The sequence below is a fragment of the Syntrophomonas erecta subsp. sporosyntropha genome (assembly GCF_055395365.1).
This window is the reverse complement of sequence record NZ_AP042459.1, coordinates 727,556-750,562: the sequence shown is the minus strand read 5'-3', so window position 1 is coordinate 750,562 and position 23,007 is coordinate 727,556. Positions and strand designations below refer to the sequence as shown.

Below are 23,007 nucleotides of genomic sequence, written 5' to 3'. Positions count from 1 at the left end.
AAACCGGGCCGCAGGTTGTAAAGGCTGAGCGGGATGATTTTTGGTTATGGGGTACGGTCGGAGGGTGAAGTTTCGATTATATATATTTTTCTCGGCTCAGGCTTAGGAGAGGGGATAACTACTTGGCAGCTAAGGCAATTAACCTGTTGGGGGTTAATAAAATCGTACAGGTAGTTGAAAGTAACTGTATCTAATACAGCTAGAATCCGCTGGTTGGGTTGGTCTTTTATATATTCTAACCATTGATCTTTAACAGGTTCTGGGGAGTCTGCAGATAACATTAAAAATGATTGCCCTTGCAGAGTGAGGAGTCCAGGCAAGGGGGAGTTTTCCAGTGGTAATTGATTATCCAACACAATAGTTGTATGGTCCTTTTCCGGGACCGTTTCAATGAGAGATATAATATCCAGAGCCATACGGTTAGAAGCGTTGGTATTAGCTACATTGCGGCAGTAATTATAGAATGGGAAAAGCTGGGCCAAGATTAATAATATAGCTATAGTGGGAGCAGCTACCCTGAGGGCGGGATAAAAACGGTCTGTCCAGGTACTGCGGGAGATACGGTGGTAAATAAGGACAATGGCTGAGGCTATCGAAAGGATACTGCATAATACCAGGGGCATTATGTAACGGGTAGAAATGAAGAAAGCATAGCGTTGATTAAACATGGGGATAGCCAGGGTTCCTGCCAGCAATAACCATACCGGGAGATTGTAAGGTTTTTTCCAGTTGTAAATAATTCCTATTACCAAAAGGATCAGGGTAGCTGTAAAAATAGGGTTAAGGAAATAGTTGCTTACATCTGGGTAACGGGTGTAAGCGGAACTCAGGGTGCGGAACAGATCCACTAATAAATTGCCCAGGTTAGCCAGGTAGGAAAATGGAGTTAGGTTAGTTTCCAGGGCATAGGTTTTATACTTAAGCCAGTGCAGGCTGCCACCACGAGTGAGGATATTAAAGTAAATCATATTAGCATAACCGGTTACAAAAGCTAAGGCTGCCAATAGGTAGCTATGTGGGCTAATACGACTAGACGATCTAAATGAGGGTCTTAAAACGTAGATTAAGACTACCGGTATAAAAATGATAACTGAGGAGTGAGTTTGCAAAGTTAAGGCCCACAGAAATGCGGAGATGATTAACCAGCCCCCTGATTTCTTTTTTTCCGTTAACAGGGTAGCTAGCATGGCCAGGGTAAAAAAGAAGGGGGTGGTAGAGTTGGACCAGGCCATATGGGTTACCAGAATATGCATACCATTAGTTAATAATAAGCCGGCTGCCAACCAGGCGGTTCCTACCCCATAGATGTGCCGGGCTAAATAGAAAACAAGAACTACGGTAATAGCAGCGGTAGTAGCAACATAAAGACGCGGCCAGTAAATACCAGGGCCCAGGATTTTAAATACCAAAGCCAGGATATAGTTATGCAATGCCCCGATATCATGAGCTGCATTGTGCAGTGGCAGGGCAGCCCCAGTATAGATTAGGTACCCTAATCCTACCTCTTTAAGTTCATCTATAAAGCGTGGTACTTCCCATAGCCAGGGGATACGTACTGCCAAGGCTGCAGTGAACAGGGTCAGGACCGTCAGGAAGTTTACCAAAGGTTGGTTTCCACCGGGCAGGCCATATTGGTTGGTAAACAGGTTTATTTTAATCTTAATAAGTTCTCCGCTCATTTGCAGGGGCGACAGCAGGCGGTTGACCCGACTACCCGGGCATTCTATGGCTTTTACCAGAACTTTTTCCGCCTGGTAACCCAGACTCCGGGCCAGCACCAGTAGTTCTACATCAAAAGCAAATCCTTTAAGGGTTTGGAGGGGGAATAGTCTAGTGGCTACCTGATAATGAAAGCCTTTAATTCCACACTGGCTATCATCTATGCCGGGTAATAATGTTTTTTGTACGATAAGGTTAAACACTTTTCCCATTAAACGGCGCAAGGATGATTCACCATTTATCCGTTGGGCAGACCGGGTTGGGCGGCAACCAATAACAATACCTGCTCCCTGCTGTAATCTGTTTACCACCTCACAGATGTGATCCGAAGTAAAGGTTTCATCAGCATCAGTATATAATCGAAATTCACCCTGGGCATGTAGCATACCAGTTTTAACTGCATAGCCTTTACCCTGGTTACGGTCATAATGCAGACAACGGATGACCGGATGGCGGCTGGCCAGTTCCTTGGCTAATATCAGGGTATTGTCAGTACTGCCATCATCTACAACTATGATTTCTACCGGAAAGCAACAGGGGAGGGAGGTTGCTAATCTGGTCAAACGGGCAGGAAGTCGATGTTCTTCGTTATAGGCAGGAATAATGATACTTACCAGGCCAGGTTGGAAGGGGGGAGCTTCTTTTTGTAAAGGCTGATTTCCAACGAATACCCAGTTACGGTAAAGAATGAAATTCCAGGTGGCAGATACCAGGGCAGCCAGAAGTTTGCCCCCATTTAAAACTAGCAGAGTGGGCCAGGGAAAACGGCTGGCCATAAGGGAGGCGGTTATTACCAGCAGACTGTTAATAGCAAATCCCGCTGCGGTAGTAATGATAAAGCGTATAATTTCACCACGATGGTAGTCTGGTGAGGAAAAGGTCCAATAACGATTAAGCAGGTAGCTATTAGCTGCGGCAGCCATTACTGCCGCCAGGTTGATGCATAGCAGGGGCCACCCCTGATTTATTCCTAGCAGCAGTATTAAGGTGTTAAATACAGCAAAATCAACGGCGGTGTTAGCTAAACCGCTGATGATAAACCGTATCAACTGTCCCGGTATATTTGTATCACTTCGTATTACCAGCATAACCATATTTTGTGCTGGTAAAGGGTTTTTCATGCCTCAGGGTAGGAAAAATTATCCGAGATCAATAGTGGCAGGGCGAAGTCCACTTCTCAGGTAATAGCGATTATCTTCACATATTACTTTATCTAATGCCATCAAATTTTCTAAATGTTTTAAAATCATCATACTTTCAAAAACGTAAAATACCTGATGGGGCTGGGGCAGGACAATATAAATCGGCACCTGTCGGGCAATTTCGTCAATAGTATGGTGACCAGTATATAGTAACTGCACAATCCGGTAATGGCGCTCATAGACGATATCCCGGTATGCCTTAAGTCTCCGGGATATATTATCTTTGACCAGGCCATCACCGTGGCTGGTTATAAGGTAATCCGGCTTTATTTCTATTATCCGGTTGATGGATCTGATAAGATCGGAGATCGAACAATCCAGGGCTCCATACCAAGGGCCGAATTTAGTAAGATCTATATCGACAGTAAAGATGAAACCATGATCTGGAAACCAGAACCCGCAGTGCCCAGGGGAATGCCCAGGCAGGTGCATAATATAAAAACGGGTGGAGCCTAGATCGATACACTGTCCTTCTTGAATATGGCCGTTGATGCGGGTAGTGCGGTAACCTACGGCATTTAGATAATAACGGTGAAAGCTGGGATCTTTTACTAACGCCTTGAAACCAAATAACTCCAGGTACGTATCAGGAGAACTAACCATACCATGATCTGCTTCATGCATAAGGATCCGACTGTGTGGAAAACATTCATTAAGATAATAATGATCCAGGTGACCATGAGAGTTTACAATCATATCAATAGGTCGGGTTCGTAAATAATCCAGGCCGGCTTTTTGGGGACTGCTGTCAAGGAGGCAGTTTATATCATCTTCTATCAAAAGACAGTTACAGTATGGAAACTGAAATCCAGGCGAGTCGATTAGGGTAATGTGCGGGTTTATTTTAAGCAAATGTCAGGCCTCCTTTCTCAAAAACGTACTATTGGTAAATAAATAATCGAGATATATAATACTATATTTAACTTCTCGATGCATCATTAGTTTGTTGCCAGTAAATTGCTTTACAATAAATTGACGTCCATAATTAGATATTTTCTCTAGGGTATGAACTATTTGGTAATTAAGTCTAGTGGTTAGCTAATATGGTAGAGCCAGCAGATATATAAGGGATATCTTAGGGGAAAAGTTAAGGCGATTAATTATGCTTATAGGGATATACAGAAGTCGTTGTTGGCTGGGAATCAGGTTCTAGTATAATAAACTAGGAGGGTTATACATTTAGCTTTACTATTACCGGAAGATAAATTTATGTTTAGCATTTACCAAATAGGTGGACTAAATATCAGATTGGGGAACATAAAAGGTAAGGTGTTTTATTATGGAAATAAAGGGGGAGGCATATGAAAAACAAAAAGACGGTATTAACTATTGCCATTCTGGGATTATTTATTATAGGCGGAGGGCTGCTTTGGATTAACCGGAACCAGGGATCAGGTGAGTATGCCGACAACGATAGCATGACGGGGCCAGATGCAGCTACTCTTATTAAAGAAGCTCAGGAAAACTCGCAACCGATGTGGGTTATCTTTCGGACAGCTTCTTGTCCTGCTTGTGTGGAAATGAAGAAGGTATTTGATGAACTACGTCCGGATTATGAGGGAAAAATTGAGTTTATAGATGTCAACCTGGATGATATGCAAAACCATCGATTAGGTAGAGATTACCATATAGGAATGGTCCCTCAGATCTATGTATATAACCAGGCTGGTGAAATCGTCTATGAGCAGGTGGGATATGTGGAAAAGCAGGAGATGATTAACCAGTTAAATAAGGCCCTGGAAGAATAGCTTTAAAAAGCCCGAGGAAGCAAAGGGAACGTCCCCTTGCTTCCTGATGTTTAAAATTGGTTTAAGGCGACTAGCACTGGATCCCAAACGGGGCTAAAAGGCGGAGCATAGGCTAAATCCATATCCAGCAGCTGGTCTACAGTTGCTCCCATAGTCATAGCCGTAACCAATATGTCTATACGTTTAGCTGCACCAGCGTAACCAACAATTTGTCCCCCGATAATACGCCGATCCTCTCCGGCAATAATTTTAACGTAAATGGAACCTGAACCTGGCCAATAGTGAGCTGCTGTTTTGGATTTTATAGTGTGGCTGGTGTATTTTATACCCAGGCTCTGGCATTCTCTTTCATTTAGACCACAACGGGACACTTCCATTTCCATAATTTTGGCGATACCGGTTCCTAATACACCCGGGAAAGACGCATTACCACCGGCAACATTTTCCCCGGCTATCTTACCCTGTTTATTGGCAGTAGTTCCCATAGGAATATATACTTCCTGGCCTGAAATCCGGTGGAATGTGGTAGCACAATCACCAGCGGCATATATATCCGCCCTGCTGGTCTCCATCTTGGAGTTAACCCGAATAGCATTACGGGTTCCTAAGGTGATACCTGCCCGATCGGCCAGCTCAGAGTTAGGTTGAACTCCGACCGATAATAAGGCAAAATCAGCCGGAATAGTATCCTGGTCAGTAATTACTTCATTTAAAAGGTGTTTACCTTCAAAGCGTAAAACGCTTTCACCAGTACGGACCTTTACCCCTTTAGATTCCAGGTAGGATTGTATTAACTCAGCCATATTAGCATCCATATTAGGAATTATCTGGGGAGCCCTTTCTATAATTGTAACTTCTTCACAGCCGTGGTCTTTTAAATTTTCAACCATTTCCAGTCCAATATATCCGCCGCCAATCACTACGGCCCGACGAGGTTTATACTCCAGCATGAACTGGCGTATGGAGAGGCTGTCAGTTAGTTTACGCAGGGTAAATACGCCATTAAGATTAATTCCTTCTAGGGCAGGTTTTACAGGTCTAGCTCCAGTAGCTAGCACCAGCCGGTCATAAGGTGTTTCTAATTCGGTACTAGTACGGGCATCCCTAATAAGCAGGCTTTTTTTATCGGGATAGATATCTAGTACCCGGGTGGCTATATGCACTTTAATGTTTTGTTCGGTAAATTGTTCTATGGTTCGAGCTATAAGCTTACGTTCTGAATGGATTCTGTCCCCAATAAAATAAGGTAGGCCACAGCCCGCATAGGAAATATACTCTTCATCCGTATATACATGAATATCAAGATCAGGATTAACCCGGTGAGCTTTAGCGGCGGCACTCATGCCAGCAGCAACTCCACCTACAATGGCAATTTTCTTGGGCAAAATAATTCCCTCCTCACAATAAGAAATCAGCTTTTGTGGTAGTTTTAGCATCAAATATAACACTTTTTTGTATTAACTGTATATAACCTATTGTTAGTTGAGCTTATAAGCATCTTAATTTAATGTAACTATATTATTATGGTATCATTTATTCGTAGGAATGCCGATTTTAAAATTCTATTTGCATATTAAAATATATAATAATATGCTTAAGATATTTATAATATTATATTGTATAACAACCCTATCATTTGATTATTAGTAAAAGGGGGGGCGAACTATGGCCATACGCCTTTATGCGGATAATGCCTGTGATCTTGACCAGGAGGTTTTAAATAAACTTAATGTAGGATTATTTTATATGCCGGTAACCATTAAGGATAGAACTTACCGGGATCGGTTGACTATAGAGCCGCCAGAATTTTACCGTTTAATCAGTGAACCGGGGGTAGTTCCCACTACTGCTCAAATCACCCCGATCGAATACCAGAAGGAGTTTGAAAAGATTATCCGGGAAACTGATGATGATATTATTTATATCGCATTTTCTTCCGGACTAAGTGGAACTTATCAATCAGCCTGTATTGCCAGGGATATGGTTGCTCCTGACCGTATTACGGTAATAGACTCCAAGAGTGCTTCAGTAGGATATGGTCTTACAGTTATCCGGGCGGCCCGGGCAGTAGCTGCTGGTGAAGATAAGTCGGCTGTAATCGCTGAGATTGAGGATAATATCAGCCGTATTCAGCATATTTTCATTGTGGGTAATTTTGATATGCTTAAAAAAGGGGGGAGGGTTAGTGCTGCTTCTGCAGCTCTGGGCAATCTCCTCAATATTAAGTTAATATTACATTTTGTGGATGGCTTTATAGTACCATTAGAAAAGGTGCATGGTTTAAAAAAGGCTAAGAAACGTATGTTAGAGATTATGGATGAACGTGGTGAGGATATCCCCAATCAGCTGATCGGAATCAACCATTCCAACGACTATGAAGGGGCTCTGGAAATAAAACGGTTGATAGAAGAAAAATTTGGCTGCCGGGACTTCGTTATATCGGAAATTGGTGCTGCTATAGGTTCTCATGTAGGTGCGGGAACCTATTCGGTGTTTTTCTTAACTCCGTCAGGCTCTGTGGAAACCCCAAAAATCGATATTTAAATCTATCGCTACGTATAATATATGCCGGAAAACAGGAATAGGAAGATTATTTCGCCTTTTTCACACAGTCTGCCGTAGCTGTGTAAAGGGACTAGGCCCCCAAAAAGATCTTTTTGGGGGCCTGGTTCTACCAGGTTGGAATTACCTGTTCAAAATAGTCTGGTAAAGATGCAGATAGTCATTTACCATCCGCTCGACACTAAACCTTTCTTCAACCCACCGGCGGCAGTTATGCCGACTTAGGATTCCTAACTTTCCTATGTGTTCTACGGCTTCCAGGACGTTATTAACTAAAAAGCCTGTCTCTCCATTTTTTATAACTTCGGGCATGGAGCCTTTATCAAAGGCCAGGACTGGTGTTCCGCAGGCCATCGCTTCCACCACACTTAATCCAAAGGGTTCCCGGAAGTGAATGGGGTGGAGAAGGGCATAGGCATTTCCAAGAAGTTCATTTCTCTTTTCTGGACCGACTGATCCCATATAAATTACCTGTTTATTATCTATATATGGCGCTACTTGTGTGTTGTAGTAATGCTGGTCCTGAATGATACCAGCTAATAGCAGTTTTCGCTTACATAAACGGGCGATTTCTATTGCTTCCCGGGTACCTTTGTCAGGGTGAATGCGGCCAAAATAAATGAGGTAGTCATCAGCCCAGGGGTTAAAAGTAAATTCATCCAGATTAATCCCATGGTAAACAGTAGCCAGGTAGTCAAGCTCACTACTGCGATCAGCATCACTAATAGATACGTAATAATTATTAGAGTTATAGGTGCGGTAGACAGGTAGTATCTTCGGAGAGGAAAACCCATGAATAGTAGTTACTACCGGGGTATTGACCAGCCGGGTATAGGTGAGGGGGAGAAAATCATAATGATTGTGGATCAGATCAAACTGATCAGCTCTTTCAAAAACATGAGCTATATGTAGTGCTTCCCATACTTTAGAATCAATATTTTTATCTTCTTCATACGGAAAAGGACATACATATTCTAATCGGGCTGTGGTAACTGAATCGCCGGTAGCAAACAACGTTACCTCTATCCCCTTTTTTACCAGGCCTTCCACCAGCAAAGATACTACCCGTTCCCAGGGGCCATAGTGACGGGGGGGGGTTCTCCAGGCAATAGGTGAAATTATAGCTATTTTCATAATATGTTCTCCTTTCCGATAACTGTTTTAAATTTACTGAACATAGCGGTTAGGTTTTGGCGGGGTGATAAATAGAAATCATCCCGGGAAAAACCGGATAACCAGTCTGAAAAAATATTTTCCTTAAAATTAGTAGAAGCAAAATCCGAAAAAAATTCCAATGCAGGTTTAACAGATCCATCGTGGCGGACTAATCCAAAGTAGCGTTCATGAGCATTTTCCTTAAGAGGTGGAAGCTCCCACAACTCTGGTATGTAATCCGCAAAGCACCAGGCTAGGGCCCCTATTATACCGCTGGCTGACAACAGATTTAGTGCCTGCCGGTAGTAATTGGCTACCCTGGTTTCCTCCCAAAGTGGTGTAGATAAACTAGGTTGATATGTTAACGGAGGGATTACCGGTCGGGTAGGTGCTCCAAATTCCTGGAATAGAACTGGTTTATGCCCCAGCCAGGCAGTGACCAATCCTAAAAAAGGCAGAATATGAACATCCAGGGGGTCTGATACCCAGGACAGGTAAAAAGGGTAGCCATGCATACATAAAAAATCACAGTATATAGCCGCATCCTGCGGCCAGAGTTGGCGGTCTTCTTCCAGATCTTCGGCATGCATACCGATAGTTACTGGACAGTCCGGGTGTGAGGAAGTGATGGCTGATTGCATTAATTCCAGCCATCTTCTAGCTGACTTACGGTTATGGGGTATACAGCAATTAGAGGATTCATTGCCCAGGTCATAAGCCCAGATAGAAGGATGCCCATTTAATTGGCGGCATACTTGAGTTACCTGAAAAAGCTGGGCTTCAATAACTTCCGGTTCCTGGTAAAAGTTGCGTATGGAGGAGTAGTGATAAGTACCATCGGAATAAATGGGAAAACGTAAGGAAGGTTCAGAACCGGGATCTATCATCCACTTTGGCATCCAGTTGACACCACTCATATGCCCACAAAAAAAAGTAGGCATAATCTTAAGCTGGTGCTTCTCAGCCAGGTCGGCAACACAGAGCAGGTTTCCCAGTGTCTGCTGTTCGACCTTTTCTGGTTTAGGCTGGAAGTCTTCCCAGGTAAGAAATAGGCGAACTATCTGCATCTGGTACCTTTTTAAAAGGCCAAAATTCCGGTTAACTTCATCCCGGTCGAACTTTTTCCACCAGTACATGGCTTTATGGGCGGGCCAATAATTAATTCCCCGGTAGAAGCAATTATTCATTATCATTCCCCTTATTGCGGAAGTCAGGTATTACCTGTACTAACTATTTTTTGGTTACCGGGCTGATTATATGCATAAAAGACACGCTCTAGTAGTATTAGTAAAAATAGTCAGGAAAAGAGGATGCGTTTCTAAGCTTTTCTAAACGGGAAATAAGGTTATCAAGATTAAGGTTTTTACCTTGAGCAGCCTGCTCCAGGGTCATCGATCCGGGCATTCATCCCAGGCAGCGGATGCCATAATTAAGTAGCAGACGCTGGGCTCCGGGGACCTGCATAATATTTCTTATCAAAGTTTGCCGGGTAAACATGATATCACCTCACTAGTTTTATTTACCAGTATATGATTCCGGCTGCCAAAAGGTATATTGCGTTAGTTTCAACCCATAAATATTCTCCGGTTTTTCTCCACGGGAACATTAAGGTTGGTCTGGTCGCCCTTCAGGAGGACCGGGCGATAAAGGCCTGCTTCACATAATGGAATTTATGATTTTTCAGGGTACCCGGGTGAAGGCACACACTACATATTTACCAATGACTTGAGCCCGAATTTTAATGGGATGGTCCCGGTTATTACGAAATTTCATATCGGCACCGCCCCATGATACGGTAGCATCGCGATCATATGGCACATAGGCCACCTTAAGGGTGTGGGCATAGCGCTCCACGATTTCCATACCGGACTCTAAGGCACAATTATAAAGGGTACTGGAAGTCTGACAGATTCCTCCGCCTATGCCGGGGATAACCTCCCGTCCTACAAAGATTGGAGCTTCCTGGTAGCCTGAAGTAGGGGTGCGTTTCCCTACGGTCCGGTTAAATGAAAAGATTTTCCCCGCAGGTACTATCTGCTCATTTATTTTTTGGCAGGAGAGCACTATGTTAGCAGTACGGCCGGGAGGACTGTTGACCAGGGTGGTGTAATATGCGCCGATAAGTTCTTCATCAGACCAGGCAGTTCCCAGGGCGGGGGCAGAATCAAGGGTGCCCCAGAGGGGTAAATTATCAGGGATAGGTATAGGCTCAGGAGAGAGTGGCTTCCAGGTAACTGGAATCTGGGGCCCCTGGTATGCGGAGCTAGTTAATGAAACAGCTCGAAAAAGGGGATGGTAATTAACCGTATAACCCATTAGTCCAGCTACGGATCGCAAGGGAAGTTGTATAGCCTCTCCGATTTTTTCCGGGGGGCAATCGGCAGGGATTATTTCATGGCCGACTATAATCTCGTTCTCTCCAACCCGGAAGGAAATTTGTAAATCATTTTTAATAATAACCACCTGGTTATTATCAGCTAGCTCCACTTGAGCACCGAACAGTTCAGTGCAGTCAGCAGCAGCTATCATGGTACGGTTTAAATGGTTAATATATGGGTATGAATTTAATTCTATTTCCTGTCCATTACAGACTAATTTAAGCTCCGGATCATTAAATGATTCCTGAGCATGGCCGGAGATGGGACAGGGGAAAATCAGGGAAAAAACTAATAATAAAACACCTATTCTAAATCTCAATTAAACACTCTCCTCTACGTTGTGATACCATATAATTACACCTTTATAGTTAACTTTATGACTGAAATGTATTGGCATACCTGCAATCTGGCGCTAGCACCGGGAATTCTAAAAACATGTCATCAAAGGAAGAATTGTATGGAAATTGTCAACAAGGGGAGGGTAGACCATACGTTATGTATCCACACAGTGATTCCCAGCAAAAATAAAATTACAAATAGTGGCAGGTAGGTACAAGAGATTCTTGCCATTTAAAGGGAGGTTTATTAGGAAAACTAACAACTTTTTCATAAAGTAAGTTGTAATTAAGGCGTATTTTTCTGATATGCAGGAGGAATAGCTTTGTCTGATAAACAATTTAAAAGCATGCCATTGCACCCCGGGCTGTTAGAGATGATAGAAGCTCGGGGGTTTACCAACCCTACTCCTATTCAAGTGGCGGCCATTCCCCTGGTCCTGGAAGGCCATGACGTTATGGGTCAGGCGCGTACAGGTACAGGGAAGACCGCAGCTTACGGAATACCCGTCCTAAATAGTCTTCGTGAAGGGGGAGGTATTCAGGCTCTTACTATATGTCCCACTCGCGAGCTAGCCCTGCAGGTTCATGATGAAATTTCTTTTCTGGGCAGAGGTCTGGGCATTGAAGTTGTTGCCATCTATGGTGGAAAAGCTATCAGTCCTCAGATTGAGGCACTGGGCAGGTACCCTGAAGTTGTTGTGGGTACACCGGGAAGGCTGATTGACCATCTGGAAAGGCGTACTCTGAAACTTACTGATTTAAAGTTTATAGTGCTGGATGAGGCTGATGAAATGCTGGATATGGGTTTTTTACCGGATATCGAAAGGATACTAAAACAATGTCCGCGAGCCAGGCAGACCCTTTTATTTTCAGCTACCCTGCCAGAAGAAGTTAGACAAATGGGGCTAAGGTTCATGGATAAGCCACAGGTTATTTTGATTGATAATGATGAACCTACGGTACCGGTTGTTGAGCAACGTTGTTATCAGGTGTCAGGGCGGCTTAAAACAGAATGCCTGTGCCAGCTTTTCGAAAAGGAACAACCTGCCAGCAGCCTGGTTTTTTGTCGAACTAGAAAAGGAACGGATTATCTGGCTCGAAGGTTAAAACGGAGGGGTTACAATACTGGAGCACTACACGGTGACATGAGCCAACGGGAGCGAGATACGGTTATGCACCGTTTCCGCAATGGCAGGTTTACGATTCTGGTGGCCACTGATCTGGCGGCACGTGGTCTGGATATTGATCATGTGACCCACGTGTTTAATTTTGATATACCTGATTCACCAGATATTTATGTACATCGGATAGGAAGAACTGCCCGGGCAGGACGTAGTGGGGTGGCAATTACCCTGGTGGAACCAGCCCAAATGGATCAATTGCGGTTAATAGAAGATAGGATTGGTAAGCAGATCGGTTTGGAAAACATGTCGGTTAACCGGGAGGCAGAACAGCTAGCCATAACTAATCGGTTAATAAGAGCTGGACAGGAGGCTAGCCCAACTATAAAGGAATTCAGCAAACGGCTGTTGGCCCAGTATAATGGCGAACAATTATTAACCGGGGCATTAGTGATGCTTTATGGAGAAAATGCTAATAATATCATACCTAGTTCTCGTCGGCGGGCTGCCCCGGAAATAAAGATGGGGGAAGACGAATCGGTTTATGTAGAGCTGCCCAGGGGACGTATACATGGTATGAGCCCCAGAAGTTTGGTGGATTATATTGTACAAAATAGTACTATAAAATGTTCCCAGGTAGGAGATATTGAAATTCATCGAAGTTCAGCCTATGTTGAAGTACCGTTAAAATATGCGGATGAAGTTTACAATATTTTTGCCGCACTGCCCAAAAGCATAAGGACATCAGAATGGGAACCGCCATTTCCCAAAGCTGTTGAAACCGTAGAGACTATGAAATAGATTTAAAATTGGGCAGAATAAAAGAGCCTAAATACTCTCAGACGACTCTTCAGAAAGCCCGGAAAGGAAAGATTCAGGTAGGATGTCAGGTTTTTTTGAATTTAAAAACGTTTCCCACCAGTTTGGAAACCAGACTATCCTTTTCAAGGAGTCGGGCAGGTTAGCCCCGGGGGAAATATTAGCTATTAAGGGGCCTTCCGGTTCGGGAAAATCGACTTTATTAAGAATACTGGCTCGTTTAATACAACCACGGGAGGGAACCGTTTTCTATCATGGGATTAATTGGGGATCAATATCTCCCCAGGAATGGAGGACTAAAATACATTATGTTCCCCAGAAACCAGTTATCTTTGATGGTAATAGCGAAGATAATCTACGGGTGCCCTTTCAAATAAAAAGTAGTTTAAATATTGATTTCCCCTATGATTTAGCTATAAACTATTTAGAACAATTACAACTTTCCCAGTCGGTATTATCCCAGGAGGCTCGTACTCTTTCTGGAGGAGAGGCTTCACGTTTATGTCTAGTCCGGGCCCTTTTAATAGATCCGGAAGTGTTACTGCTGGATGAACCAACTGCTTACTTAGATGGTGATAATCGTAAAGCAGCTTTAAGGCTATTAAATACCTGGGTAGCAGAAAAATCTCACCGGGGGATTATACTTGTATCACACCAGGAGGACGATATTGACGAGTTTGATAAGGTATCAATATTATCAATAAACAAAGGTGAAGAAATATGAATAGTGGATACATTCCTATATCTAATTTACAATTAATTTTTAGTGTAAGCCTGGTTATTATTACCGGTATTATTTCCGCACTATTACAATTAGGTTTATTAAAATCACTTGTGTGGGGAACTATAAGAGCTTTTATCCAGCTTTCTCTAATTGGATATATTTTGACCTTTATTTTTAAAGTTAATAACTTACTAGTTATTATCCCTATTTTATTACTTATGTGTTTTATAGCTAGTCGTGAAGCCACCCGGAGAATAAAAAAGGCACCTTACCATCCGGGAAAGGCCTCTTTTATAGCGCTAACTATGAGTACCTTTATTGTAGGTTCCATAGTGGTGGTCATTATTATTTCACCACGCCCCTGGTATTCCGCCCAGGTGATGATACCCATTTTCGGTATGTTGCTGGGGAATTCTATGAATGCTATCGCCTTATGCCTGGATCGTATGTACAGCGAAATTCATGCTCATGTAGATCAGGTAGAACAATTACTTTGTTTTGGTGCTACCCCCTGGGAGGCAGTTATGAAATATGTGCGCCAGGCAGTTAATGCGGGAATGACTCCTACTATTAATTCACTAATGGTAGTGGGGTTGGTAAGTTTACCAGGTATGATGACTGGTCAAATTTTAGCCGGCATGAATCCGCAATCAGCAGTACGTTACCAATTTGTAGTTATGATTATGATTGCGGCTTCAGTTGCCATTGGTTGTCTGCTTATTGTGGGATTGTCTTATAAAAGAATGTTTACCAGAGATATGGCTTTGGTAGAATCAATGCGCAGTAATTAAAAAAGCAAGTCAAGGAAAAATTCCTTGACTTGCTTTTCAAATTTTAGGAACTGCCAACTTGAGATTTTACCTGTTGAATATCCTGCTGGCTGGCTTGTTCGGCCGGCTGGTAAAACCCTTTTTGAGAAGCTAATTGAAACAATTGGTATTGGAATTGTTCATCCGAATTGCGAATTTGTTGCAGTGATTGCCTTAATTGCTGATTGGCCGTTTCGGTGATAATACTGGCATATCCAGTAAGACTACTGTTTACCGATGCTAAAACATCATTTACCATTTCTTTATCTTGCATGTGTTTGGTCATTTACTCATCTCCTTTACCCTAAAAATGTCATAAGCTTCTGGCGGGTTTGACTGGCGGATTGGGCTGATTGTTGGAAAAGCTGCTTTACCTGTGGATCGGAACACCGCTCGGAATAGAAGTTAAGCTTTTTCTCGGCTGTGGCATGGGAGCCAATAAGATGCCTGAGATTTTGAAGTTCCATCTGATTCAGATTCACTAGCTTAGCACTCCTTTCTTTGGATTAATCTTCAACACAGGTATAGCTTGTGTATTTTTTTTGACCATATACAAGAATAATAATGTGCAGGTTGATCTAAATACCAAATAAAGAAACATTTTTAATTTTTTATAGTATTAAGCTCAGCCAAGGGCAAACATCCTAAGCGTAATCCCGTCCATTAATAGCCAAGTTGAACAAGAAGATACCCAAATGCATAATCTTAGTGTAGTGCATTTATGAGCTCATAGAGAGGGGCTTTTTATCTATATCAATACAGGGCAAAAGGATGGTAAAGGTGGTTCCCTGGCCGGGTTGGCTATTTACACTAATATTACCGCCGTGTTCTTGAATAATCTGAAAACAAATACTAAGACCTAGACCAGTGCCCTTTTCCTTAGTAGTAAAAAAAGGAGTTCCTAGACATTTCTGTTCTGCTTCGCTAATACCAACCCCGTTATCCTCTATTTTGATGTACATCATATTGAACTGGGGCTTAATACCGGTAGATATTCTAACCCAGGGATGCTTTTCCTGTTGTACAGCTTCTATAGCGTTTTTAACCAGGTTAAGCAGCACCTGCTTTAGTTGGGATTCATCAGCCATGATGGTGGCTTCCTGTTTATCAATATTATATTTAAGTGAAATTCCACGCATGAAAAGGGTTCCTTCTAACATTGGCTGCACAGATTCGATGAGGCGATGGGCAGAAACTTTTTTCATATCGGCAGCCCGGGGCCTGGCAAAAGTCAGAAAATCTATAATAACACGATTAATATCATCAGTAGTTTCTTCAATTATTTTGGCAAATTCTTTTGCTTCGGCAGGGGTTATATCATCAGTTCCCAGGAACTGGCTGAAGCCTTTTATGGTGGTAAGCGGGTTTTTGATTTCATGAACTATACCGGCAGCCATTTGACCTACCAGGGCTAGTTTTTCCTGACGCAGGAATTTGTCCTGTTCATTTTTGAGTGCACTGATATCAGTAGCACAGATAATGTATCCGATGAGTTGATTATCTATGTTAGTTACCGGAGAAGGATTTATTAGTACTTCTCTTTTTTGTTGATCAACCTGTGAAACTAGTGTGGCTTCAAATAATGGGGGAGAATCTACATTAAGTAAACTTTTACTTAAGTTATAAGGGGAAGATACCTGCAGCTTCCGGCAGAGTTTAGCCAGGTTTTGATCTTTAACCTGATTTAGACTTAAACCGGTGATCTTTTCAAAGGATTTATTACAGGTGATTATGCGGTTATTTTTATCGGTAAGGATAACCAGGTCATATACTGAATCCAGAATGGTGCGAGTCTGGAGTTGCAGGTTTTGTAGTTCCTGTTCTTTTTGGGCGGGAGAGAAAAGAAGCATGTATGCCCCTGTTTCCAGGTAGCGAGCGTTGAGGATAATTTTAATAGGCTCACCACTATAGTTTCGTATAGAAATAAGAAGATTGCTAATCGTATCCCTGGCACAAAATTGGTTTTTAATTCCAGCTGAACTATCATTATCACATGATAGCTGGCGATGTATTTGGTCGAGTTTGTATCCTAGGAGTTGTTGGGGAGTGCACTGGAGGATTTTACAGGCCTCATGGTTGGCAAATGTACATACGAAATGGTTATCAAAGGTAACTAGTCCCAGGGGCAATCCATTTAATACATTAGTATTATGCTGGTTGGCAAAGGCCATGGTTTTGTATGAATATAGTATGGTACTGGCAAAGATTCCTTTGTACAGATAGTAGTAACAGGATAATTTAAACATATGTCCTAAAGCATTATAAAATGGACTGGTACCAGCTAAACCGATAAAACATACTTCAGCAGATATTGCCAGTAACAGGGACATAAATATCGCTTTATGAGAGAAAACCCCATTTTCGTTTAGGTGACGACCTGTGGAAACCAGGGTAATAGCAAAGATAGCAATAATAAGGTATTCCATAAGTGCTTTCGCAGGAGTAAGATCATTTTCAGTAATTAGGACCGGCATAATGGCTGGATAGGAAATTACCAGATAGGCAGTAAGCAACGGCAATACAAGAGCTACTCCCAGAGAAAGCCATTTCCCTAGTGAGATCTGCAGGAATTGGTGTATGGCCAGAAATAAAACGACGGCCTGAGTGAAACGTCCCAATATCCAGAAGCGGATAGTCAGATCAAAATAACCCACTGGATAAAGTCCCAGAGGTGGATAAAAGTAGGTGTGTAGTAGGTCAAAAATGGCTACCATCAAAAAACCAAAACCAACTACATGCATAGGTGTGGAACACATGGAGTGGGTGGTCCACATAACCAGGAAAGCCAATAGGGCAATAAATATGCATGACCCTTCGATAATGATATGAGTCAGGCTAATATTAGCATACCATAATGTTGTGGCGGTAAATCTGGCGATAATTATACATATAGCAGCTATGAGCAGGTAATTTTTCAATAGTCCCGGGATCGTAGTTGGCGCAAAAAATTTTACCAAAGGGGTATCCTTCAAACGTTTCACCTTCCTTAGAGACCTGATTAAGGTTATTTAGGAACTGGTAAAACATCACATACTTCCGGGGCCGGTCTATTCTAGCAGACAAATGCTTTCTATACCAATACCCTAATTGTATTGTTTTTCCTCCGCAATTGCTGTCGAGTCTTGTATGCTGATTAACCTGAATTATAGAGGAAATAGTTTAAACGCTTAGGATTAGGTTGTAAAATTCTTACTAAAGTGGCTGTTCATGTAGGTTACAGTAAGCTATTATGCAAGTATTCCGGCTAGAAAATTTGTCGAAAGAATTTTGCTAAATTTTTACGAAGTCCGGCGTCGAGATGATGGGCGGGATTTTGGTACTTTATTTTTGGATGTAGTTTTTGGAATGGTACTGGTAGATAACAGGGTAAGTTCTGAAGGAACAAAACGATGGGAAGCGAGTAAATTGGCATCGGCATCTTTCCCCCACACAGACACTAATACATTGTCATTCTGGCTAAGCAGAATCTGTACTTCATACTGAAGTATTCCGGTAATATCGAAAACTTCGTATTCATTAGAGTTGGGAGGGATAATAAGAGACACACTGAACAAGGTTTTTTTATTGCCGTTTAAACTATAAACGGTAATATCGGCGGTAACCTCCTTATTCCGGTTATTATTAAGAACTTTAACCCAGGTGCTAATAGCGGCATTAGCTGCTGCATTTTCCACCGGACCGGTTGAATACAGTTTAGCCATTTGATTTCTCCCTTTCGATTAGTTGTACTGGTTATTTATTCAAAGCAGCATCATTATGTGAATAATTTATGCAGAAAATAGTATACCCAGGGTCGATGAACTGCCCCCTGTCTACTTTGAGGGAGCATATCCAAGCCCCGGGTATATTATTTATATAGAGCCAGTGTAGGATGACTATTCATTTCTAATAGCATCTAGAGCACTTAGGTTCATGGCTCTCCTGGCCGGGGAGTAACCAGAGATAATGCCCACCAGTGTGGCAAAGGCTACTGCTGATAATGCTAATACCGGGGAAATAACCGAGATTTGACCAGGAGGTCCCATCCCCCCCATAAAATGTGCAGCCGCCTGGTTAAGGCCCAGTGATACCAGATAGCTTATGGCTAAACCTAACAGACCGCCACCAAAACCAATTAAACCAGCTTCTAATAAAAAAATTCTTTTAATATCAGCTATATCTGCTCCTAAAACCTTAATAATGCCTATTTCCCGGGTCCTCTCATAGATGCTCATAATCATGGTGTTGGTTATTCCAATGGCAGCTACCAACAGGCTAACTGCTCCTATACCACCCAGGATAGCCTGGATAGTACGGGAGGTCTTTTTCATAGATTCAAGGATATCAGTGAGGCTATGGGTTTGATAACCCATACTTTTAACCTGTTCTTGTACTGTTTGTACCTGGTGAATGTCAGGAACCTTAATCTTTATGGTTTCATAGCCATTCTCATTCATTCGCCGCCGGCGTTCCCGGTCATCAGCCTGGTTATTGATATTTTCTGTGGATATTTCTCCCAGGTAACTCATGTTCATGTAAGCCCGGTAATCTTTTTCGCTATTGCTTTCTTTAAGGATACCGACACCTTTTACTGGGTAAGGCCGGGGCGGTTTATGTTTATCATCAGGATTAGTGCGGCGCCTTTCTCCATAAGTCATGTCAGAAGTGAGTAAAAGATTATTGTTGATCAGGTTGACCTGAGGAGGAGCCGATGGATCAGGACCATAGTTAAATTCACGCTGGTGTAAACGGGGATTGAAAAAGTTATAAGCTACCTGTTTACCAAAAATAATGGCTTCTTTGTCTGCAGCCTGGAGTAACCGGCCTTCTTCAACTTCAAAATCAAAAGCCGGCAATAGTTCAGGACGGATTCCGGTAACCGGGATATCACCTACCAGCTTACCGGCAGCTATCCGCACATAAGCGGTCTTTTCTGGCATTACTGCTTCTACTCCCGGAATACTTTCGAAACGGGCCACTGCCTGATCATCTAGCCTAACTTCCCCGTCTTTAGAGGGTGACACTGGACCAGGATTATATCCTTCATATCCTTCATGTACTTCTATAATATTAAGGCTGCCCATCTGGGAAAGCTGTTCTTTAAAATTCTGATCCATAGCTACTCCTAAAGACAGCATTATAATAATAGAGCTGGTTCCTATAACTACCCCTAATACCGTTAAAATAGTTCTGGTTTTACGGCGGAAAAGGTTAGTTATACTCATCTTAAAAAGGTCCAGTTTATTCATCTAGAGTCACTTCCTCCAGTTTCTTGCGACGGCGGCGGCGAACCATGAGAATAACTGCCAAAATTAAGAGCATTCCTATACCAGCCGGGATCATCCATTTTTTAAGTTCCGATTTAGGGCCAGCCTTTTCTGCCATTTCTTTACCAGGGTGAGGAGGTTCAGGTGCAGGCATTGCCTGGAGTGTAAATGCTTTAGTCAGGGTAAAATGCTGTCCCAGTTCATCATCATATTCCATAATAACCTGCCCTTTAAGGGAGCCTTCCTTTTGGGGGATGACGGTTACGTCATAATAGTCGTCTTTACCAGCTTCGATGTTGCCGATAAACAGGTTACCATCCTGTACTTCAAAATCCCCTTCAGTACGTACCATCAAGTTACGTATCAGTGATCGGCCGGTATTGTATATATCTATCGATAGTCCCGTCGGGGATCCGACAAAAACCTGGGCAGGAGTTTCTACTGCTGAAGTGACCAGCTTCAATTCCTTTATTACCGGAATGCTGATGGTATCTTTTTCATCATACTTATTCCCGCTGCTATCCTGGTAATCTATATTAGCAGTAAGGGTATATATTTGATGTTCAGCATTGTTCTTTGGCTTTAAAACTATAGTTTTTTCTATGCTGGATCCTGGCTCAATAGAGGGGATATAAAAAGAATTGCTACTACCGACCGGGGCAAAAACATCTCCTTCAGAAGCCAGGCTAATTTTAGTATTTTTAACGGTTGTAGTTGTACTGGTATTAAGGAAGAACATGGTCAATGGAAAGGATTGTCCGCACTGGGCATATTCACCCCCGATAGAGTAATTATCTAATATGATACGGGGAGTTAAATCATCCTGACTATCTTTACCAGCTACAGTGATAAAAACCTTGGCCTGCTGCTCGTATTCCCGATCGTAGCTATCACGAAACTTTATAGTAAGATCGAGGGGATAGGTACCACTTTCCATTTTGGCATGAGCATGTAATTGGTAGGTTACCGGGTGAATTTTATGTGGTTCAATAGAATTTACGTATTGAGTATCTGGGGATTGCTCTAAACTGATTCCGGTAGGCGAAAAACCGCTCAGGTGTAATTCGGCATTTTTAATCAGTAAATCACTGTCGTTTTGCATATTTAGTTTAACTGGAGCAGTTTGGCCTGCGGCTAACTTTTCTCCCGGCAAGGTTACATTAAAAAGTTTCAATTCAGGCTGTTTAAAGGCATTTACGATCTTTACATAAACTGTAGCGGTTTCCTGGCCGCCTCCTCCGGTTTCGGTTTTATAAGAGACGGATACTTCCAGGGGATAAGTACCGGGTTTAACATTAGCTGGAACATTTACTTTTAGACTGAATGAAGTATTACTATTACCACTAAAATGAGATATGTAATTACTAAAAGACATTTTTTTCATTTCAAAAGGGAAGTTATTAAGATCACTGACTACCAGGGACATGGTTACATCCTTGGCTGCACCGCTGCGAACATTTTTAATAGGTATGTTTAACTCAGTCTGTTCGCCGGCATTGAAAACCGGCATCCAGCTATCCAGGCCAATAACGATTTGCGGATCTTCACCGGAAATAGAGCCGGCCATAGTTGCCGGGCTATTGATGAAGGTTATGGTATATAAAAGCAAAAGGGCTATGGTGGTAAATACCGGTAAACGAGTTATAGGGGTTTTCATAACTCCTCTCCTTTCGGGGATAAAATTTCTATGTTCTCTATGTTTCCATCTAAAATATGTATAATCTTTTCTGCATAGGCAGCCACATCACGGTCGTGAGTTACAATAATGAGAGTTTGCTGGTGAGTCTGGGCCATTTCCACCATTAGCTGCATGATCTCCCGGGTAGTATTGGAATCCAGATTTCCGGTAGGCTCGTCAGCCAGTATCAAAGGGGGCTGGTTTACAAATGCTCTGGCTATGCCTACCCGTTGTTGTTGGCCGCCACTCATCTGGGAAGGCTTGTGACGGGTATGGGTAGCCAGACCTACTGCCGTTAGAATTTTAGCAGCTTTTTGATCCCGAAGGGACCGGTTTATTCCCTGAAAAACAAGAGGTAAACTAACATTTTCCAGTGCAGTAAGAGCAGGCAGCAGGTTATATGATTGAAAAATAAAACCAAGATACTTTTGGCGGAAACGGGCTAGTTGACGCTCGTCCATTTTTTCGATATTTTTACCGAATAGCTTGATAGTTCCCCGGCTGGGTTTTTCCAGGCCGGCCAGCATATTTAAAAGAGTAGATTTACCCGATCCAGAGGTGCCCAGAATACAACATATTTCACCAACGTTTATATTAAAGGAAACCTTATCTAATGCTACTACTTTTTCCTGTCCCAGCCTGTATACCTTGCGCAGATTTTTTACTTCAACAGCCGTCTTTACCATAAACCTCCCCCTAATAAAATGAATTGGAAACTAAAAAATGCGTAATTTTTTCCTTTACCATGTATTCTTTGAATTTGAGTTTACCACAATAGAACTAGAGGTGTGGGAACTATTCCAAAAGCGTTGGCCACTATACTTGCTGTGTCTTTAAAACCTAAAGAGTAGAAACAGTTTGCATAAGCCCAATTAAACCGGCTAATTATACTAAGGATTTATGGTCTTACTGGTTAGCTTTAGTGGATTATCTATAATTGAGCGTTTCTTATTTAATCACAGATCGTAATCATCGAAGTCTATAAGAAGTTAATAATAGGAAGGTTTTAAAACTAGCCATAAACATTACCAATATAGATTTTTTAAATTTTAAATAGTATTCAAGCAATCTACGCAAAAGAAGTGTCATAACTTTCAAAGTATTCAGTTAAAATTTTTAAAAAATACTATAAGCGCCAGATAAGGGGGAATCAGGTGAGTTTTTGGGCATAATAATAAATATAGTATTGGATTTATGGGTTTAGTGTCGGACTGGAATTAACTGTGATATGATAAATATATAGATAGAATTTGTAGAATCACAACTTTTAAGGAAGGGTGATAACTATGAGTAAGCCGGTTATTTTTGTACGCCAGCGTGGTCATGTGGAAGAAGGGGATAAAACTCCTCATTTTACAGTAGTGGCAGTCGTGGGGGCAGATGTTGATTTCTATGTCCAGCATATTCGTAAATCGGAAGTAGAAGAAATCGCCCAGCATATGGGGGCACAGGTAGTATTTATGGAATCGAAAAAACACGATAAAAACGAGTCTGAGGATAATTAAGAT

19 protein-coding genes are annotated in these 23,007 nt (G+C 42.2%); 6 read left to right on the top strand and 13 right to left on the bottom strand.

All coding sequences use genetic code 11. The annotated features are described in order from the left end of the window. Positions 1–44 precede the first annotated feature (44 nt). On the bottom strand, positions 45–2,807 hold the full coding sequence (locus tag ACZ5Q0_RS03540; RefSeq protein WP_464827252.1) for a glycosyltransferase: 2,763 nt from the start codon (positions 2,805–2,807) through the stop codon (positions 45–47). 51 nt (positions 2,808–2,858) lie between these two features. After that, a complete protein-coding gene (locus tag ACZ5Q0_RS03535; protein ID WP_446819340.1) occupies positions 2,859–3,773 on the bottom strand; it encodes an MBL fold metallo-hydrolase in 915 nt (304 codons plus the stop codon). 449 nt (positions 3,774–4,222) lie between these two features. Here ACZ5Q0_RS03535 and ACZ5Q0_RS03530 point away from each other — a divergent pair, with 449 nt between their 5' ends. After that, positions 4,223–4,669, top strand: coding sequence for a thioredoxin family protein (locus tag ACZ5Q0_RS03530; RefSeq protein WP_446819342.1), 447 nt, complete (start codon positions 4,223–4,225; stop codon positions 4,667–4,669). A gap of 50 nt (positions 4,670–4,719) precedes the next feature. Here ACZ5Q0_RS03530 and ACZ5Q0_RS03525 read toward each other — a convergent pair whose 3' ends face one another. Beyond that, positions 4,720–6,054 (bottom strand): FAD-dependent oxidoreductase, encoded by a 1,335-nt coding sequence (locus tag ACZ5Q0_RS03525; RefSeq protein ID WP_446819344.1) that lies wholly within the window; start codon positions 6,052–6,054, stop codon positions 4,720–4,722. 280 nt (positions 6,055–6,334) lie between these two features. Here ACZ5Q0_RS03525 and ACZ5Q0_RS03520 point away from each other — a divergent pair, with 280 nt between their 5' ends. Beyond that, positions 6,335–7,213, top strand: a complete 879-nt coding sequence (locus tag ACZ5Q0_RS03520; protein WP_447182714.1) for a DegV family protein — start codon at positions 6,335–6,337, stop codon at positions 7,211–7,213. A 141-nt stretch (positions 7,214–7,354) separates the two neighbouring features. Here ACZ5Q0_RS03520 and ACZ5Q0_RS03515 read toward each other — a convergent pair whose 3' ends face one another. The 3 genes from ACZ5Q0_RS03515 to ACZ5Q0_RS03505 all read right to left on the bottom strand — a co-directional run bounded on the left by ACZ5Q0_RS03515 (position 7,355) and on the right by ACZ5Q0_RS03505 (position 11,083). Further along, positions 7,355–8,365, bottom strand: a complete 1,011-nt coding sequence (locus ACZ5Q0_RS03515; protein ID WP_447182713.1) for a glycosyltransferase family 4 protein — start codon at positions 8,363–8,365, stop codon at positions 7,355–7,357. Continuing rightward, on the bottom strand, positions 8,362–9,573 hold the full coding sequence (locus ACZ5Q0_RS03510) for a glycoside hydrolase 5 family protein (RefSeq protein ID WP_447182712.1): 1,212 nt from the start codon (positions 9,571–9,573) through the stop codon (positions 8,362–8,364). The genes ACZ5Q0_RS03515 and ACZ5Q0_RS03510 overlap by 4 nt, the downstream gene beginning before the upstream one ends. 493 nt (positions 9,574–10,066) lie before the next feature. Next, positions 10,067–11,083, bottom strand: coding sequence for a VanW family protein (locus tag ACZ5Q0_RS03505; protein ID WP_447182711.1), 1,017 nt, complete (start codon positions 11,081–11,083; stop codon positions 10,067–10,069). Between the two features lie 342 nt (positions 11,084–11,425). Here ACZ5Q0_RS03505 and ACZ5Q0_RS03500 point away from each other — a divergent pair, with 342 nt between their 5' ends. The 3 genes from ACZ5Q0_RS03500 to ACZ5Q0_RS03490 all read left to right on the top strand — a co-directional run bounded on the left by ACZ5Q0_RS03500 (position 11,426) and on the right by ACZ5Q0_RS03490 (position 14,557). Continuing rightward, positions 11,426–13,024 (top strand): DEAD/DEAH box helicase, encoded by a 1,599-nt coding sequence (locus ACZ5Q0_RS03500; protein WP_447182710.1) that lies wholly within the window; start codon positions 11,426–11,428, stop codon positions 13,022–13,024. An 82-nt stretch (positions 13,025–13,106) separates the two neighbouring features. After that, positions 13,107–13,766 carry an ABC transporter ATP-binding protein gene (locus ACZ5Q0_RS03495; protein ID WP_447182709.1) on the top strand — a complete coding sequence of 220 codons (660 nt, stop codon included), beginning with the start codon at positions 13,107–13,109 and terminating at the stop codon, positions 13,764–13,766. Beyond that, entirely contained in the window at positions 13,763–14,557 is a 795-nt protein-coding gene (locus tag ACZ5Q0_RS03490) for an ABC transporter permease (protein WP_447182708.1), read from the top strand. The genes ACZ5Q0_RS03495 and ACZ5Q0_RS03490 overlap by 4 nt, the downstream gene beginning before the upstream one ends. Before the next feature lie 43 nt (positions 14,558–14,600). Here ACZ5Q0_RS03490 and ACZ5Q0_RS03485 read toward each other — a convergent pair whose 3' ends face one another. The 7 genes from ACZ5Q0_RS03485 to ACZ5Q0_RS03455 all read right to left on the bottom strand — a co-directional run bounded on the left by ACZ5Q0_RS03485 (position 14,601) and on the right by ACZ5Q0_RS03455 (position 22,185). Continuing rightward, a complete protein-coding gene (locus tag ACZ5Q0_RS03485) occupies positions 14,601–14,849 on the bottom strand; it encodes a spore coat protein (RefSeq protein ID WP_447182862.1) in 249 nt (82 codons plus the stop codon). Between the two features lie 25 nt (positions 14,850–14,874). Continuing rightward, positions 14,875–15,057 (bottom strand): hypothetical protein, encoded by a 183-nt coding sequence (locus ACZ5Q0_RS03480; RefSeq protein ID WP_447182707.1) that lies wholly within the window; start codon positions 15,055–15,057, stop codon positions 14,875–14,877. A 237-nt stretch (positions 15,058–15,294) separates the two neighbouring features. Continuing rightward, positions 15,295–17,556, bottom strand: a complete 2,262-nt coding sequence (locus ACZ5Q0_RS03475) for an MASE3 domain-containing protein (protein ID WP_447182706.1) — start codon at positions 17,554–17,556, stop codon at positions 15,295–15,297. 297 nt (positions 17,557–17,853) lie between these two features. After that, a complete protein-coding gene (locus ACZ5Q0_RS03470) occupies positions 17,854–18,276 on the bottom strand; it encodes a hypothetical protein (RefSeq protein ID WP_446819360.1) in 423 nt (140 codons plus the stop codon). Positions 18,277–18,450: 174 nt separating this feature from the next. Beyond that, positions 18,451–19,803: an ABC transporter permease gene (locus ACZ5Q0_RS03465; protein WP_446819362.1), complete on the bottom strand. Its 1,353-nt coding sequence runs from the start codon at positions 19,801–19,803 to the stop codon at positions 18,451–18,453. Next, positions 19,796–21,478, bottom strand: coding sequence for a COG1361 S-layer family protein (locus tag ACZ5Q0_RS03460; RefSeq protein WP_446819364.1), 1,683 nt, complete (start codon positions 21,476–21,478; stop codon positions 19,796–19,798). Before ACZ5Q0_RS03460 ends, ACZ5Q0_RS03465 begins: the two co-directional genes overlap by 8 nt. After that, on the bottom strand, positions 21,475–22,185 hold the full coding sequence (locus ACZ5Q0_RS03455; RefSeq protein ID WP_446819366.1) for an ABC transporter ATP-binding protein: 711 nt from the start codon (positions 22,183–22,185) through the stop codon (positions 21,475–21,477). Before ACZ5Q0_RS03455 ends, ACZ5Q0_RS03460 begins: the two co-directional genes overlap by 4 nt. Before the next feature lie 600 nt (positions 22,186–22,785). Between ACZ5Q0_RS03455 and ACZ5Q0_RS03450 the strand changes: the two genes are divergently transcribed. Then, positions 22,786–23,004, top strand: a complete 219-nt coding sequence (locus tag ACZ5Q0_RS03450) for a hypothetical protein (RefSeq protein WP_446819368.1) — start codon at positions 22,786–22,788, stop codon at positions 23,002–23,004. Positions 23,005–23,007 lie beyond the last annotated feature (3 nt).